The sequence below is a fragment of the Stenotrophomonas sp. LARHCG68 genome, from assembly GCF_052871705.1.
The window spans coordinates 407,956-423,501 of sequence record NZ_JBIXJV010000001.1 but is presented as its reverse complement, the minus strand read 5'-3'; the positions used below and the strand labels follow the sequence as shown (position 1 = coordinate 423,501).

Below are 15,546 nucleotides of genomic sequence, written 5' to 3'. Positions count from 1 at the left end.
TGGGCTAGGCGGCCGCAGCGTGCTGCAACGCGCCGGGAAGCGGCAGCAGGCGTGCGCGGATGCGGGCCTGCTGCCGTGGGGTGAACATCTGCTCGAACTTGCGGTGATCGCGCAGCGGGCCGGTGGCATCACGCTTCCACGGTTCGTCGGCGCGTACCAGCGGCAGGCCGTGCGACGGGTGCCGCAGTGCGGCCGCGTCGCCGGGCAGGCCAAGGAAGGCACGCAGGCGCGCCAGCGTGGGGCCCGGTGCCTGCAGCACGTGTTCGTAACGCAGCAGCAGGTGGGCGGGATGTCCCTGCCAGCGCAGGCTTTCCTGCAGCGCGCGGTTCCAGCGGTCCACCGCCAGGTCCAGGTCGAGGAACGGTCGCCATGGCCGATAGCGGTGTGCGGCGGCATGCAGCGACGCCACCACTTCCGCGCCATCCCGCACCAGGTGGATCACCCGCGCGCCGGCGACGTGGCGCTGGATCTGCGCCAGGTAGAACAGGTGGTCAGGCGTCTTCTCCAGCCACGCACCGGCGCCGTGCCGCGCGCAGTACGCATCGAGCGCGGCCACGAACGCCTGCAGCTGCCGTTTCGCCGGCTGCCAGCGCGCCCTGGTGTCGATCGGACAGGCCAGCTCCGGGATGCCTTGCCATGCCCGCTGCACCTGGTGGCGCGGCACCCAGCCCAGGCCGGCCTGGCAGCGGCGGCGCAGCTGCTGCAGCTGGCGCCACGGCGGCCCTGCCGCGCGCGCCTGCCTCCGGTGGTCCTCGCTACGCAGCAGCCGCTGCACGAAATGCGTTTCAGGCAACGACACCACCTGCGCCTGGGTGGCCAGCAGGTGCTGCAGCAAGGTGGTGCCCGAGCGCGGACACCCCACCACGAAGCACCGGCCCGGCACGGCCGCGCTCATCGCTCGACCTCGGCCAACGGCAGCGCCGCGGCACTGCGCGTCCAGGCCAGGACCTCACGCTGGAAGCGCCGGGCGAAGGCCTGGTCATTGCACAGGTAGTAGCTGCGCGCGGCGTGCGAGAGCCGCGCCAGCGCCGCCGCGTCCAGGGCCAGTGCCTGCTCGACCGCCGCGGCGATGCCTTCGCCGTCGACGAAGTAGCGGCGCGCCAGTCCGTCGGTCCGGCTGCCCGCCACCGGGATGTGGATGCCACGCTGCGCCGCCACCAGTTCGGCCATCGGCTCGGCGTCAGTCGTCAGCACCACCGCCCCCACGCTCAGCCCCTCCATCAGGTAGTGGCCGAAGCCCTCGGTCTCGGACGGGCACACATGGAACAGGCACTGGTTCTGCAGGGCCTGCAACGCGGCATCGTCGAGGTAGGCGATGCGGTGGTCGATGTTCGCCGCCACCACCTTGGCCGTGGCGATCTTCGGGTGCTGCACCACCACCAGCAGTGGCCAATGCGGATGCCGCTGCCAGGTGGCCAGCAGCGCCTGCGTACCCTTGGCCGAACTGCGCCCGGCCAGGTGCAGGAACACCCGCTGGCGTGGCACCGCCGCCTGCATCCGGTCCGGGCTGGTGAAGCCGATGTAGCGTGCGTCGCAGCCCAGCGCGTGGAAGATGCGTTCGGCATGGCGGGTCTTGCACAGCACCGCGTCGAAGGCCGGCAGTAGTGGCAGCCAGCGCTCCAGGAACCATTCCGGGTTGGGCACCAGCAGGTTGCGTTCGGCCAGCGGCAGGCAACGGCGGTAGACCCGCTCGGCGAACAGCTGCAGCGGCGCCTTGCCGTGCATCAGCCGCCGGCCCCACAGGCCCAGCTCCTGCAGCCGCATGCGGCTGCGCCCGCCGATGCCCAGCCGCTCGACCCGGGCCTGCCCGGCCAGCAGGCCCGCCATCAGGTCCAGGTCCCGGCTCAGGCCCACCCCGTTCTCACGGCTGATCAGGCGTACTTGCGGAAGCCCCATCGACTGCACCCGGCGAAAAGAGGACGCAGTCTGCGCACCCCCGATGGCCATGCGATGGCCCGCCCCTGGCACCGGCCACAAGCACTGACAAGCATTGACAAAGAGCGGCGCTATGATCGGCGGTCCGCCATACCGGCGCGGATGCCGGCACTCTTCCCTTCGCTGAAGGAACCCCATGTCCAGCCATATCCTGGTGGTCGACGATGATCCGGACCTGCGCCGCCTGATCGCCGATTTCCTTGCCCAGCACGGCTTCCACGTCGCCACCGCCGAGAACGCCGCCCAGCTGCGGCTGGCTGTGCGCGACCAGCGCCCCGACCTGATCGTGCTGGACGTGATGATGCCCGGCGAGGACGGCCTCAGCGCCGTGCGCCAGCTGACCAGCGAACGCAACCCGCCGCCGGTGATCATGCTCAGCGCGCTGGGCAGCGACACCGACCGCATCATCGGCCTGGAAGTCGGCGCCGACGATTACCTGTCCAAGCCCTGCAACCCGCGCGAGCTGCTGGCGCGCATCCGCGCCCTGCTGCGGCGGGCGCAGACCAGCGTGGAGCCGACCTCCTCGGCGCCGCACCCGATCTACGAATTCGGCGGCTGGCGGCTGGATGCCCTGCACCGTGACCTGCGTGACCCGGAGGGCACCTACATCTCGCTGTCCGACGGTGAGTTCACCCTGCTGCGCAGCTTCGTCGAGCATCCCCAGCGGGTGCTCAGCCGCGACCAGTTGCTCACCCAGGCCCGCGGCCAGGACTGCGAGGTCTACGACCGCGCCATCGACAGCCAGATCAGCCGCCTGCGCCGCAAGCTCAACGAGCGCGGCCACCCGGAACTGATCCGCACCGTCCGCAACGAAGGCTACCTGCTGCTGCCCACGGTCCGCCGTTTGTGAAGCCCCTGCCGATCTTCGCCCGCACCTTCCTGCTGCTGCTGGGCGCGCTGCTGGTGGCGCTCGCGCTGGGCTTCGGGCTGTTGCTGACCCGGCCGCCGGTGCGGCCGGTAGGCGTGCCGCTGTCCGAGGTGGTGGCGCTGCTGTCCAGCCAGTTGCCCCCCACCAACAGCCGGCTGACCGTCACCGACAGCGCGCAACGCCCGGCCTGCCCGGATGGCCAGCAGGAAGACTGGTTCATGGGCCGGCGCCTGGCCGGCTGGATGAACGTCGACGTGGATGCCCTGCACTACTGCCGCGGCATGCGCCTGCCGGTACCGGTGGACGTCCTGCGCCAGAGCCGCCAATGGCAACGCCCGTTCGATCCGACCCGCCCGCCAGGGCATGGCCCCGGGCCCGGCCCGGGTTTCGATCCGGACGACCGCCCGCCACCGGCGGCCGGCCAAACCCCGCGGCAGCCGCCCTCGCCCGACGACATCCGTCGCGCCAACGCGCCGCTGTTCGGCGACTTCTTCGTGGCGGTGCGCAAGCCGGATGGGCATTGGCGCAGCGTGACCCACCGCATGCCCGGCGCGCTGCCCAGCGTGGCGCGCCACGTGCTGGTGCTGTTCCTGCTCGGTGCGGCGGTGATGCTGCCGTTGGCCTGGTGGTTCTCGCGCGCGCTGTCGGCACCGATCCGCCGCTTCGCCCAGGCCGCCGACCGGCTCGGCAGCCATCCCGGCGCGCCGCCGCTGGACCGCAGCGGCCCGGCCGAGCTGGCCCGCGCCGCCGATTCGTTCAATGCCATGCAGGCCCGCATCAACCGCCTGCTGGACGAACGCACCCGCACCATCGGCGCGATCGCGCACGACCTGCGCACGCCGTTGGCGCGGTTGTCGTTCCGCCTGCATGCGCTGCCGGACGAGGCCCGCGACAAGGCCAGCGCCGACATCGCCGAGATGAACACCATGATCACCGCCGCGCTGGATTTCCTGCACGGGCAGTCACAGCGCGGCCCACGCAGCCGCCTGGACTTCGCCTCGCTGGTGGAAAGCGTGGCCGGTGACCTGGCCGACACCGGCCACGATGTCACCGTCACCGCCTCCGAGCCGGCGCTGGTCAGCGGCGACCCGCTGGCGTTGCGCCGCGCCCTGTCCAACCTGATCGACAACGCCCTCAAGTACGGCCAGCACGCGCGGCTGCGCCTGCAGCGCGAGGGCTGCAACGTGGTGCTGGACGTGGACGATGATGGCCCCGGCATCGACCCCGCGCGCGAGGACGAGTTGTTCCTGCCGTTCGCGCGCGGCGAGGAATCGCGCAACCGCGATACCGGCGGCATCGGCCTGGGCCTGTCGGTGGCGCACAGCGTGGTGCTCGACCACGGCGGCACCCTGCGCCTGCGCAATCGCGACGATGGTGGGCTGCGGGCGACGCTGAGCCTGCCCTGCCTGTCGCCGGACCTGGCCAACGGCTGAGCCGCCCACCCCCGCGCTCAGCCGTGCACGGGAAGGCAGGGCTGCACCGGCAACGGTCGGAACGGAGCGGCGGCGGGAAGCGGATTGCGCCCCGCGCCGGCTCAATAGGCGAAGGTCGTGAACACCGGGTCGATGTTGCCGTTCCATGCCCCATGGAACAGTTCCAGCTTGCGCTCGGCCGCGGTCTTGCCGGAATCCACGATTTCCTGCAGCACATCGAGGAAACGGGTTTCATCCTGGCCATCGCCGTTGAGCGCGGCACGACGGCGCAGGCCGTCGCGCGAGATCTCCAGTGCGCGGCGCGCCAGGTCACGCACCGTACCGTCGCGGAACGGCAGGTGCATCGCGTGCTTCGGCACGCCGTCACGCAGCGCGTGGCGCTCGGCCAGGCTGAAATCCTTGACCAGGTCCCAGGCCGCGTCCAGCGCGGTCTGGTCGTACAGCAGCCCCACCCAGAACGCCGGCAGCGCGCAGATGCGGCTCCACGGACCGCTGTCGGCGCCACGCATCTCCAGGTACTTCTTCAGCCGCACTTCCGGGAACGCGGTGGTCATGTGGTCCGACCAGTCGCGCAGGGTCGGCAACGCGCCCGGCAGCACCGGCAGCCGGCCCTGCAGGAAGTCGCGGAAGCTCTGCCCGCTGGCATCGTGGTAGATGCCGTCGCGGTAGGAGAAGTACATCGGCACGTCGAGCAGGTAGTCCACGTAACGCTCGTAGCCGAAACCGTCCTCGAACACGAAGTCGAGCATGCCGGTGCGGTCGGCGTCGGTGTCGGTCCAGATGTGGGAGCGGTAGCTCAGGTAGCCGTTGGGCTTGCCCTCGGTGAACGGCGAATCGGCGAACAGCGCGGTGGCGATCGGCTGCAGCGCCAGCGACACGCGGAACTTCTTCACCATGTCCGCTTCGCTGGCGTAGTCCAGGTTGACCTGCACCGTGCAGGTGCGGGTCATCATGTCCAGGCCGAGCGAGCCGACCTTGGGCATGTAGCTTTTCATGATCTGGTAGCGGCCCTTGGGCATCCACGGCATGTCCGCGCGCGTCCACTTGGGCTGGAAACCCATGCCCAGGAAGCCCAGCTGCATCTCGCCGGCCACCTGCGCCACCTCGTTGAGATGCGTGCCGGTTTCCACGCAGGTCTGGTGCAGGGTCTCCAGGGCCGCGCCGGACAACTCCAGCTGCCCGGCCGGTTCCAGCGACACCGACGCGCCGTCGCGCAGCAGCGCGATGGTGCGGCCGTTCTCCAGCACCGGCTCCCAGCCAAAACGGGTCAAGCCGGTCAGCAGTGCCTCGATGCCGCGGTCACCGTCGAAGGTCGGCGGGCGCAGGTCATCCAGCCGGAAGCCGAACTTCTCGTGCTCGGTGCCGATCCGCCATTGCGCCTTGGGCTTTTCGCCGGAAGCAATGCTCTGGACCAGTTGGTCGCGGTCAGTGATGGGGGTATCGGCGACGTGGCTGGGGCTCGACAAGGGCAGGCTCGCAAGGTTCTGTTCTGGGCGGGGATGTGGGGACCCGGCCCCGGCATCACAAGTGCGCACTATATCGCGGAGCCCGTTATCCACCGGTCACCGTGGCGGTTTTCAGCATCCCACCGGCAACGGCTTGACCGGCCCCTGCCGGCGCCCCGGACGCGCCGCCGGCGTGGCATGCAGCTGATAACGCGTTTGATTCCGCTGGCCCCGGGCCATGCGTCCTACACTGCCCGGCATGACCCGCACCCCGCATCGCGAAATCCACCGTTCCGACCGCGTCGGCTGGCTGCGTGCCGCCGTGCTGGGCGCCAACGACGGCATCGTCTCGGTCGCCGGCCTGGTGGTCGGCATCGCCGCCAGCGGCGCCCCGGCCTCCACCGTGCTGGCCACCGGCGTGGCCGGCACGGTTGCCGGCGCGATGTCGATGGCCGCCGGCGAGTATGTCTCGGTGCAGTCCCAGGCCGACACCGAACACGCCGACCTGGCGGTGGAGCGCCGCGAGCTGCACGAGGACCCGCACAGCGAACTGCAGGAGCTGGCGATGATCTACCGCCAGCGCGGCCTGTCGCCGGAACTGGCCCAGCAGGTCGCCGAGCAGCTCACCGCGCACGACGCGCTGGCCGCGCATGCCCGCGACGAACTGGGCATCACCGAGGAACTGCGCGCCCGCCCGCTGCAGGCCGCGTTGGCTTCGGCCGGCGCCTTCATCGCCGGCGCGGCCCTGCCGGTGCTGACCACGGTGTTGGCCCCGCATGCGCACGTGGCACCGATCACCACCGCGGCTACCCTGGTCGGGTTGAGCATCACCGGCGCACTGGCCGCGCAGGCCGGCGGCGCACCCGTGCTGCGCGGTGCCTTGCGGGTGATGTTCTGGGGTGCGTTGGCTATGTCCGCAGCCGCCGGCATCGGTCAGTTGTTCAATACTGCGGTCTAAGCCATGAACCTGCCCGCCGACCATGCCACCCAGGTGCTGGCCCAGTTTGCCTCGTTGGCCGACTGCCAGTTCGCCAATGGCTACGCCTGCATCACCGCCCGACGCGAACACGGTGCCAGCTCGGTGGAGATTCCACAGCCGCAGTTCGCCATCCTGCTGCAGGGGCGCAAGCAGGTCCGTACCACCCAGCAGTCGCTGGATCTGGGGCCGGGGGATCTGTTCGTGGTCACCCGCCGCTGCCGCTTCGACGTGGTCAACAGTCCCGACCCCGACACCGGCAGGTATGTGAGCGCCATCGTGCCGTTCTGTCCCGATGTACTCAGCGCCGCGCGGATGTTGTGGAACGAACCGCTGCCCGAACCCGGGCAGGCGCTGGCCGTACAGCCGCTGCACGAACACGCCCCGATCCTGCTGCAATGGCGGCAGGCATTGCGCGAAGCCCGTTACAGCGAGGCCCGCTCGGCGCTGGCCACCTTCACCCTGACCCTGTGCCGGCGCGGTCTGGGCGGCCTGCTGATCCCCCCCGAACCCGGCCTGGGCGAACGCATCCGCGATCTGGTCGCCGCACAACCGGAACGCGACTGGCAGTCGCGCGATTTTGAACAGCATCTCGGCATCAGCGGCGCCACCCTGCGGCGACGTCTGGCAATGGAAAAATTCGGACTGCGCGAGCTGGTCGTCGATGCCCGTCTGGCCCATGCCATGCAGCTGCTTTACACCACCCGGCTGCCGCTCAAGACGGTGGCCGCACGCTCCGGCTACAGCTCACTGGCCAGCTTCAACAAGCGCTTCGTCGACCGCTACGGCATGGAACCGGCAGACATCGGCAACGACTGAGCACCACGAGCGGTTCGCGCACCATTCTGAGCGGAACGCTCGCCGCAACCGACGCACCATGCAGACACCGCGGCGCCGCCGCAAACGGATGAAACCTGCATGTCCCCACGTTCAAAGCGCTCACTGACAGCTCTCCTGTTATTGGCCGCCACCTGCGCCGGCAGCGCCCAGGCCGGCACCACGCACACCCCCGACCGACAGGTCCCGGGCGTCTATCACCAAACAATCGGCTCGCTGCGGATCACCGCGCTGTTCGACGGCATCGTGGCGCTGGGCCGACAGGAAATGGCCGGCGTGGACACCGCGACCGTCACCCGACTGCTGGACCACCGCTACGTCCCGGAGAATGATCAGGGCCTGCAGACGGCGGTCAATGCCTTCCTGATCCAGAACGGCAATCACCTCACGCTGATCGACACCGGCACCGCCCAATGCTTCGGCCCGGGGCTGGGCCAGGTACTGGGCAATCTGCGCGCCGCCGGTTACGACCCGGCCGAAGTCGATGAGGTACTGCTGACCCACGCGCACCCGGACCATATGTGCGGGCTGCTCGACGCCGACGGCAAACCGGCCTATCCGACCGCCACGGTCTGGCTGTCACGCGCCGATGCCGACTACTGGCTGGACCCAGCCAGCGAGACCGCCGCACCGAAGCGCGTGCAGGCCGCGTTCCCGCTCGCCCGCAAGGCCGTCGCCCCGTACGCGGCCAGCGGCCGCCTGCATCGCTTCGTACCGGCCGATACTCTGCCCGCCGGTATCAGCGCACTGGACAGCCACGGTCATACGCCCGGCCACACCTCCTACAACGTGGACGCAGGCAACGGCCAGCAACTGCTGGTGTGGGGCGATCTGGTGCATTTCCATGCCGTGCAGTTCGCCCGCCCCGACGTGTCCTTCGAGGCGGACAGCAATCCCGAAGCGGCCATCGCCAGCCGCCGTCGCATGCTGGCCGAGGCCGCCGACAAGGGATGGTGGGTCGCCGGTGCGCACCTGCCTTTCCCGGGCCTGGGCCACGTCCGCCGTGAAGGCGAGGCCTACGCCTGGGTACCGGCCGAGTTCTCGCCGCTGACGCCATGACAGAACGTCCCTGCCCCCTCGCTTCCGTACGGCGAGGGCCATGACCGGCCCGTTACCTTCCGCACGACGAAGGGCATGACCGGCTCCCTTCCTTTCGCACAGCGAAGGAACATGACCGGCCACCTCCCTTTCGCGCAGCGAAGGGGAGGGCCGGGGAGGGGCGCCTTGGCGGAAACCACCACCCGGCAGCACCGGGCCGCGCGGCGGCGGCCCTGCCGATGGCCTACGTGCCGGGCAGGGCTCAGCCCTGCGGGACCGGCGCTTCCTCGGCCGGCGGGTTCAACCCCAGCCAACCACCGATGATCGTGCGGGCCTCTTCCACGCCCTGCTTCGACTCACCGGAGAACACCTGCACGCTGACCGTATCGCCGAACTTGGCGTGCAGCTCCTTGCGCACCTTCTGCAGTGTCTGGCCCTGCTGGCCACGGCCGAGCTTGTCGGCCTTGGTCAGCAGCGCGTGCGCGGGCAAGCCGCGCTGCACCGCGTAACCCAGCATCTGCAGGTCGTATTCCTTCAGCGGGTGACGGATGTCCATCACCACCACCAGCCCCTTCAGGGCATTGCGGGTGCGGAAGTACTTGTCGATGAAAGCCTGCCAGTGCGCCTGCAGCTCCAGCGGCACCTTGGCGTAGCCGTAGCCGGGCAGGTCGACCAGATGCGCCTCGGGCGTGATCTGGAAGAACACCAGCTGCTGGGTGCGGCCCGGTGTCTTGGAGACGCGGGCCAGGGCGTTCTGGCGGGTCAGGGCGTTGAGGGCGCTGGACTTGCCGGCGTTGGAGCGGCCGGCGAAAGCCACTTCGGCCCCTTCGTCGTCCGGCAATTGCCGGGCATTGTGGGCCGAGAGCAGGTAACGGGCGCGTTCGATGAGCTGTGACATGCGCATAGGATCGCATGTTGCGGTGCCGCGCGTGGTTCACGCTGCCCTGCAGCACCGCCCTGCCCCGGCATTTTTGCTGCACTGCTTCGTTGACCCTGCCGCAAAACGGCGTTGATAATCCGACCGATGCCGGCGCACAGCCCCGCCCGGCCGGTCCACACGGAGCTTCCGCATGCGCCATGCTCGTGTTCTTGCCGTTACCGCGTTAGTCGTTCCCGTCATTGCCGCTGTTGCCTTTGCCCAGAGTTCGGTCGTCCCGGTCCCGGACAACGCGCCGGTGCAGACCGCCTCGCTGGAGGTCGATTTCAGCAAGACCAAGCCCGGCGACGCCAAGGCCGGCGAAGCCAAGGCCTCCACCTGCGCCGCCTGCCATGGCGCCGACGGCAACTCCGCGGTGGAGATCTACCCCCGCCTGGCCGGCCAGAGCGAGCGCTACATCGCCAAGGAAATGGCCCTGATCGCCAACGGCCAGCGCAACGAAGGCGCGGTCGCGGCGATGCTGCCCTTCGTGCAGGGCCTGACCCCGCAGGACATGCGTGACATCGGCGCGTTCTTCGCCACCCAGAAGCCCGGTGCCGGCGTGGCCGACGATGCCGCCGTCGCCGAGGGCCCGTATGCCGGCATGAAGTTCTTCGAGATCGGCCAGAAGCTCTACCGCGGCGGCGACGCCAGCCGCAACATCCCGGCCTGCATGGCCTGCCACGGCCCCACCGGTGCCGGCAATCCCGGCCCGGCCTACCCGCATATCGGCGGCCAGCACGCCGGCTACGTGGCCCAGCGCCTGCAGCGCTACCAGTCCGGCCAGACCCAGGAAACCGACGCGGCCCAGTTCAGGATCATGCAGCAGGTCAGCCATGCGCTCACCGAGCAGGAGATCCAGGCGCTGGCCAGCTACATCCAGGGCCTGCATGATCGGGCTTCGGACGCCAAGGTGGTTGCCGCCGCCTCGCAACCCTGACCCTGCCGGTCGCTCCGGCGACCCGGCAACTGCACGATACGCAGACACGCCGGCCGCAAGGTCGGCGTCGCTTTTTCCACTGGAGACTCCCCCATGACGTTGTTCCCCCGCCTGATCCTGCTGTTGTGTGCCCTGCTCCCCCTGGCCGCCTGCGCGGCCAGCAATGCCACCCCGGTCGAGGGCCAGGACTACGAGCTGATCGAGCAGCCCGGCCCGTTCGCGCCGCTGGCCGGCAAGATCGAGGTGGTCGAAGTGTTCGGCTACACCTGCCCGCATTGCGCCCACTTCGAGCCGCAGCTGGAAGCCTGGGCCGCCAAGCTGCCGGCCGACGTGCGCTTCACCCCGGTACCGGGCGCGTTCGGCGGCTATTGGGATGCCTACGCCCGCGCCTTCTACGCCGCCGAGCAGGTGGGCGTGCTCAAGCGCAGCCATGCCGACGTGTTCAAGGCCCTGCATGAGCAGCGCAGCCTGCCGGTCCAGAATGTCTCGCCCAGCGAACTGGCCAACTTCTACGCCAGCTACGGCGTGCAGCCGGACCGCTTCATCGAGGCCCTGCGCAGCGAGGCGGTCGAGCAGAAGGTCCGCAATGCCCGGACCTTCGCCCAGCGCGTACGCGTCCCGGGCACCCCGGCGCTGATCGTCAACGGCAAGTACCTGGTGCGGGGCGCGACCTTCGATGACCAGCTGCGCATCGCCAGCGCCCTGATCGCCCGCGAACGCGCCGGCGGCGGCAGGGCCCGCTGAGACATTGCGATCCATGGCTGGGCCGATCTGCCGGTTCAGCCAAGCCTGTCGATAATGGCATCATGCGAGCGCCGGCCGCGACACTGCGGCCTGAATGCATCCAAGAATCCCGCTGGAGATCCCACCCGATGAAGATCCGCTTCGCCCTGGCCCTGACGGCCCTGCTTCCGTTGATGGTTGCCTGCAAGGCCCAGGACGGCACCGCCGACACCACCGCCCCGGCCACCACTCCGGCAGCCCAGACCACCCCGGAAGCGGCCCCGGCCGCCACCGAAGCCGCTCCGGCCAGCGAGGCCGCCCCGGCCGACGCTGCCGCCAACACCCCGGTGCCGGCACCGGCGCGTCCGGTCGGCCCCGAACCGGTGGCAGGCACCGACTACGTCGCCATCGAAGGCGGCCAGCCGTTCCAGCCGGCCACCGGCAAGGTCGAGGTGACCGAGATCTTCGGCTACGTCTGCCCGGCCTGCGCCCGCTTCCAACCGCTGGTGAACTCCTGGAAGGCCGGCCTGCCGGCTGACGTGAACTTCGTCTATGTCCCGGCCGCCTTCGGCAGCATGTGGGACAACTACGCCCGCGCCTTCTATGCCGCCGAAACCCTGGGCGTGCAGGAAAAGACCCATGACGCGCTGTACTCGGCCATCCACATCGAGCAGACCCTGAAGGGCGAGCGCGGCATGGACACCCCGGAAGACATCGCCAACTTCTACGCCAAGTACGGCGTGCAGCCGAAGACCTTCACCGACACCATGGCCAGCTTCTCGGTGGCCGCCAAGGTCAACCGTGCCAAGCAGTTCGCCCAGCGCAGCAAGATCAGCGGCACCCCGTCGCTGATCGTCAACGGCAAGTACCTGGTCAAGGGCAAGAGCTATGAAGACATGCTCCGCATCGCCGACCACCTGATCGCGCGCGAACGCGCCGCCAACGCCCAGTAAGGACACCAGGGCCTCGGAAACGGGGCCCTTGGTTTTGCACGTCGTGAAATCCCAGACCCAGACATTGCGGTTGCTGACGGCCAACATCCAGGCCGGCTCCAGTACCCGCCGCTACAGCGACTACGTCACCCGCAGTTGGTCCCACGCCCTGCCCGCCGGACAGAAGCGCTCCAGCCTGGACGCCATCGCCAAGCTGGCCAGTGGCCGCGACATCGTGGGCCTGCAGGAAGCCGACCCCGGCAGCCTGCGCTCGGGCTTCACCAACCAGACCCATTACCTGGCCGAGCGGGCCGGCTTCAATTACTGGAGCCACCAGCCGAACCGGCGCATGGGCGGCGTCGCTTCCAGCGCCAATGGACTGCTCAGCCGGCTGGAGCCGGTCGAAGTGCAGGACCATGCCCTGCCCGGCCGCCTCGGCGGGCGCGGCGTGCTGGTCGCCCGCTTCGGCGATGGCGACCAGGGCCTGACCGTGGCGGTGGCGCACCTGTCGCTGGGCATGGCCTCGCGCCTGTCGCAGCTGGACTTCATCTCCGACCTGCTGTCCGACCTGCCCAATGCCGTGCTGATGGGCGATTTCAACTGCATGGCCGACCGGCCCGAGATGCGCGTGCTGTACCACAAGACCCGCTTGCAGCCGCCCAGCTGCAACGTGCTGACCTTCCCGAGCTGGGGGCCGGACCGCGCCATCGACCACATCCTGCTCACCGACAACCTGAAGATGGTCGACACCCGCGCGGTCGCTGCGGCGCACTCGGACCACCTGGCGGTGGAAATGGAAGTCCAGGTCCCGGGCGAGAGCCTGCGCTGAGGCCAGGCAACGCGGCAACGAAACGAACGAAACGAAGGCCGGCATTGCCGGCCTTCGTCATTTCATGGCGGTTCCCGCCGGCTTCGGCGGGCCTGTCAGCGTGCGCCCCCCTCCTGCTCAGCGCACGAAGCTGATCCGCTGCATGTGCGCGTTGCTGGCATCGGCCAGCACCTGCGCCATCACCTCGTACTGCGCGTCGGGCGAAGCGTCGATCCGCAGCTCCGGCAGGTTGCCGGCATGCGCCTGCGCCTGTTCCTGCAGTTGCGCCTGCAGCGTGGCGCGGCCGATCGGCTGCCCGTTCCAGAACAACTGGTTGCCGGCATCCACGCGCAGCTCGATCGGCGGCGGTGGATCCGGACGCGGGACCCACCGCTCGCTGCGCTGCGGCAGGTCGACCGGGATGGGAACGGCCACCATCGGCGCGGTGACGATGAAAATGATCAACAACACCAGCATCACGTCCACCAGCGGGGTGACGTTGATGTCGGCCAACGGACGTCCGGAATTGCCTGCCGCACTGAATGCCATGTCCAGTTCCCCGGGGCGAGGCCGGTTGCCTCGGATCCAACGCTACGCCGCTGCCGGAGCAATGCCATCGCGGTTGGCATGCCCGTTCAGCCCGCGTTGGCGTGAGGAGGCCGGTTCCATTCATCCACCAGTTGGAATGTCGCTCGGTCGTTGACGCCGCGGTCGGTATCCTTCGGCCATGAAGCATTTTTTCCTGACGCCACTGGCCGCCCTTTCCCTGCTGACCGGCTTTGCCGCCTGCGCACAGAACCTTGATGCCCAGCGCGCGACGATGCGCAGCGCCATCGACAACGCCGAACGCGGCCAGTTCGATGCCAATGCCGCCGCCAGCCTGCGCAATCACCCGCTGTACGGCTGGCTGGAGTACAGCGCCCTGCGTCGCAACATCGACACCTTGGGCACGCCGCAGGCGCAGGACTTCCTCAAGCGCTACCAGGGCCAGGCGGTGGCCGAGACCTTCCGTGCCGCCTGGCTGCCGGCGCTGGCGCGCCGCCAGGATTGGCCGACCCTGCTGGCCAACTGGAAACCCGGCAACGATGCCGGCCTGCGATGCGCCGAACTCAACGCCCGCCAGGCCACCGGCAAGACCGACGCACAATGGACCAGCGATGCGCAGGCGTTGTGGCGCAGCAGCGGCAAGTCGCTGCCCGATGCCTGCGACCCGGTGTTCGCGGTGCTCGCCAGCCGCGGCGGCCTGTCACCGGCGCTGCGTTGGGAACGCATCGATGCGGCCGCCGATGCCCAGCAACCGGCGGTGATGCGCGCCGCCGCACGTGGTCTGCCGGCCACCGAATTGGCCCAGGCCAATGACTACGCCGCCTTCGTCGACAAGCCCGACGCCCGTGCACTGAACTGGCCGAAGAACGAGCGCAGCCGCCGCATCGCCACCGACGGCCTGCAGCGGCTGGCCAAGGCCGACCCCGGCGCCGCCGAGCAGCAGTTGCCACAGTACGCGCAGGCGCTGGGATTGAGCGCCGAACAGCAGGGCCAGGTGCTGTATGAGATCGCACTGTGGACGGTGGCCTCCTACCTGCCGGATTCGGCACGCCGGCTGGCTGCGGTGCCCGAATCGGCCTACGACGAACGCCTGCACGAATGGCGCACCCGCGAAGCCATGGCCCGCGGCGACTGGCCGGCGGCATTGGCAGCCATCCGCAGGATGCCGGCGACGCAGCGCAATGATTCGCGCTGGCGCTGGTTCGAGGGCCGGCTGCTGGAGAAGACCGGCCGTCCCGGCGAAGCCACCGCGCTGTACCGTGCCGCCGCCACCGAACCGACGTTCCACGGCTTCCTGGCCGCCGACAAGCTCAAGCAACCCTATGCGCTGTGCCCGTGGAACCCCGGCGACAGCGCCCAGGCCAAGGCAACGGTGGCACGGGACCCGGCACTGGTCCGTGCGATCGAACTGTTCAAGATCGAACGCCCAACCTGGGCCGCGCGCGAGTGGGCCGACGCGCTGACCCGCTTCGATGACACCCAGCGCCGCCTGGCCGTGGAAGTGGCCAGCACCAACGGCTGGTTCGACCGCGCCGTGTTCGCGCTCAAGGGCGCGCAGGAACAGCGCCTGTACACGCTGCGCTTCCCGCTGCACCACGACGACACCATCCGCCGCGAAGCCAGTCGCAATGCGCTGGACCCGGCCTGGGTGGCCGCCGAGATCCGTGCCGAGAGCATCTTCAACCCGAAGGCCCGCTCGCCGGCCAATGCCATGGGCCTGATGCAGGTGCTGCCGGCCACCGGTGCCAGCGTCGCCAAGAGCATTGGCCTGAGCGGCTACGGCGGTGCGGCCAGCCTGTACGACTCGGACACCAACATCACCCTGGGCACCGCCTATCTGCGCCAGTTGATGGACAAGTACGGCGGCCAGCCGTACGTCACCATCGCCGCCTACAACGCCGGCCCCACCCCGACCGCGCGTTGGCAGACCCAGCGCCCCAACTACGACCCGGATTTCTGGATCGAGACGATCAGCTACAAGGAAACCCGCGAGTACGTGGCGCGCGTCCTGGCCTTCAGCGTCATCTACGACTGGCGCCTCAACGGCAACGCGTTGACCCTGAGCGACCGCATGGTCGGCAAGGTCGACGGGGCACGCAAGACATTCACCTGCCCCACGCCCTGACCAACGCCGCATGGCCAAGCGCAG

Annotated in this window: 15 protein-coding genes; 10 read left to right on the top strand and 5 right to left on the bottom strand. The window is 69.5% G+C overall.

Annotated elements, in window-relative coordinates; genetic code table 11:
• Window positions 1–4: 4 nt before the first annotated feature.
• Window positions 5–895: a sulfotransferase family protein gene (locus ACIPR8_RS01820; protein ID WP_446539980.1), complete on the bottom strand. Its 891-nt coding sequence runs from the start codon at window positions 893–895 to the stop codon at window positions 5–7.
• Entirely contained in the window at window positions 892–1,947 is a 1,056-nt protein-coding gene (locus ACIPR8_RS01815) for a glycosyltransferase (RefSeq protein WP_446539979.1), read from the bottom strand. Before ACIPR8_RS01815 ends, ACIPR8_RS01820 begins: the two co-directional genes overlap by 4 nt.
• Window positions 1,948–2,071: 124 nt before the next feature.
• Here ACIPR8_RS01815 and ACIPR8_RS01810 point away from each other — a divergent pair, with 124 nt between their 5' ends.
• Complete coding sequence (locus ACIPR8_RS01810; RefSeq protein WP_132865631.1) at window positions 2,072–2,785, top strand: response regulator; 714 nt, start codon at window positions 2,072–2,074, stop codon at window positions 2,783–2,785.
• Window positions 2,782–4,236: an ATP-binding protein gene (locus ACIPR8_RS01805; protein WP_446539978.1), complete on the top strand. Its 1,455-nt coding sequence runs from the start codon at window positions 2,782–2,784 to the stop codon at window positions 4,234–4,236. Before ACIPR8_RS01810 ends, ACIPR8_RS01805 begins: the two co-directional genes overlap by 4 nt.
• Before the next feature lie 101 nt (window positions 4,237–4,337).
• Here the strand turns inward: ACIPR8_RS01805 and ACIPR8_RS01800 are convergent, their stop codons facing one another.
• Window positions 4,338–5,702 carry a glutamate--cysteine ligase gene (locus ACIPR8_RS01800; RefSeq protein ID WP_446539977.1) on the bottom strand — a complete coding sequence of 455 codons (1,365 nt, stop codon included), beginning with the start codon at window positions 5,700–5,702 and terminating at the stop codon, window positions 4,338–4,340.
• Window positions 5,703–5,940: 238 nt separating this feature from the next.
• Here ACIPR8_RS01800 and ACIPR8_RS01795 point away from each other — a divergent pair, with 238 nt between their 5' ends.
• The 3 genes from ACIPR8_RS01795 (at window position 5,941) to ACIPR8_RS01785 (ending at window position 8,553) form a co-directional block, all read left to right on the top strand.
• Window positions 5,941–6,639 carry a VIT1/CCC1 transporter family protein gene (locus ACIPR8_RS01795; RefSeq protein WP_192287659.1) on the top strand — a complete coding sequence of 233 codons (699 nt, stop codon included), beginning with the start codon at window positions 5,941–5,943 and terminating at the stop codon, window positions 6,637–6,639.
• A gap of 3 nt (window positions 6,640–6,642) precedes the next feature.
• Complete coding sequence (locus ACIPR8_RS01790) at window positions 6,643–7,476, top strand: helix-turn-helix domain-containing protein (RefSeq protein ID WP_446539976.1); 834 nt, start codon at window positions 6,643–6,645, stop codon at window positions 7,474–7,476.
• Window positions 7,477–7,575: 99 nt separating this feature from the next.
• Window positions 7,576–8,553 carry an MBL fold metallo-hydrolase gene (locus tag ACIPR8_RS01785; protein WP_446539975.1) on the top strand — a complete coding sequence of 326 codons (978 nt, stop codon included), beginning with the start codon at window positions 7,576–7,578 and terminating at the stop codon, window positions 8,551–8,553.
• A gap of 241 nt (window positions 8,554–8,794) precedes the next feature.
• On the opposite strand, the gene yihA is transcribed toward ACIPR8_RS01785, so the two are convergent.
• On the bottom strand, window positions 8,795–9,430 hold the full coding sequence (yihA, locus tag ACIPR8_RS01780) for a ribosome biogenesis GTP-binding protein YihA/YsxC (protein WP_323439731.1): 636 nt from the start codon (window positions 9,428–9,430) through the stop codon (window positions 8,795–8,797).
• Between the two features lie 172 nt (window positions 9,431–9,602).
• On the opposite strand from yihA, the gene ACIPR8_RS01775 reads away from it, so the two are divergent.
• The 4 genes from ACIPR8_RS01775 to ACIPR8_RS01760 all read left to right on the top strand — a co-directional run bounded on the left by ACIPR8_RS01775 (window position 9,603) and on the right by ACIPR8_RS01760 (window position 12,872).
• Window positions 9,603–10,388, top strand: a complete 786-nt coding sequence (locus tag ACIPR8_RS01775) for a c-type cytochrome (protein WP_132865638.1) — start codon at window positions 9,603–9,605, stop codon at window positions 10,386–10,388.
• Between the two features lie 93 nt (window positions 10,389–10,481).
• The gene (locus ACIPR8_RS01770) at window positions 10,482–11,132 is read left to right on the top strand and encodes a thiol:disulfide interchange protein DsbA/DsbL (protein WP_192287663.1); all 651 of its coding nucleotides are present in this window, start codon (window positions 10,482–10,484) and stop codon (window positions 11,130–11,132) included.
• Between the two features lie 128 nt (window positions 11,133–11,260).
• Window positions 11,261–12,064: a thiol:disulfide interchange protein DsbA/DsbL gene (locus tag ACIPR8_RS01765; protein WP_132865640.1), complete on the top strand. Its 804-nt coding sequence runs from the start codon at window positions 11,261–11,263 to the stop codon at window positions 12,062–12,064.
• 70 nt (window positions 12,065–12,134) lie between these two features.
• Entirely contained in the window at window positions 12,135–12,872 is a 738-nt protein-coding gene (locus ACIPR8_RS01760; protein WP_132866222.1) for an endonuclease/exonuclease/phosphatase family protein, read from the top strand.
• Window positions 12,873–12,989: 117 nt separating this feature from the next.
• Here the strand turns inward: ACIPR8_RS01760 and ACIPR8_RS01755 are convergent, their stop codons facing one another.
• Window positions 12,990–13,400 carry an ExbD/TolR family protein gene (locus ACIPR8_RS01755; protein WP_192287665.1) on the bottom strand — a complete coding sequence of 137 codons (411 nt, stop codon included), beginning with the start codon at window positions 13,398–13,400 and terminating at the stop codon, window positions 12,990–12,992.
• A gap of 178 nt (window positions 13,401–13,578) precedes the next feature.
• On the opposite strand from ACIPR8_RS01755, the gene ACIPR8_RS01750 reads away from it, so the two are divergent.
• Window positions 13,579–15,522 (top strand): transglycosylase SLT domain-containing protein, encoded by a 1,944-nt coding sequence (locus ACIPR8_RS01750; protein ID WP_446539974.1) that lies wholly within the window; start codon window positions 13,579–13,581, stop codon window positions 15,520–15,522.
• Window positions 15,523–15,546: the final 24 nt, after the last annotated feature.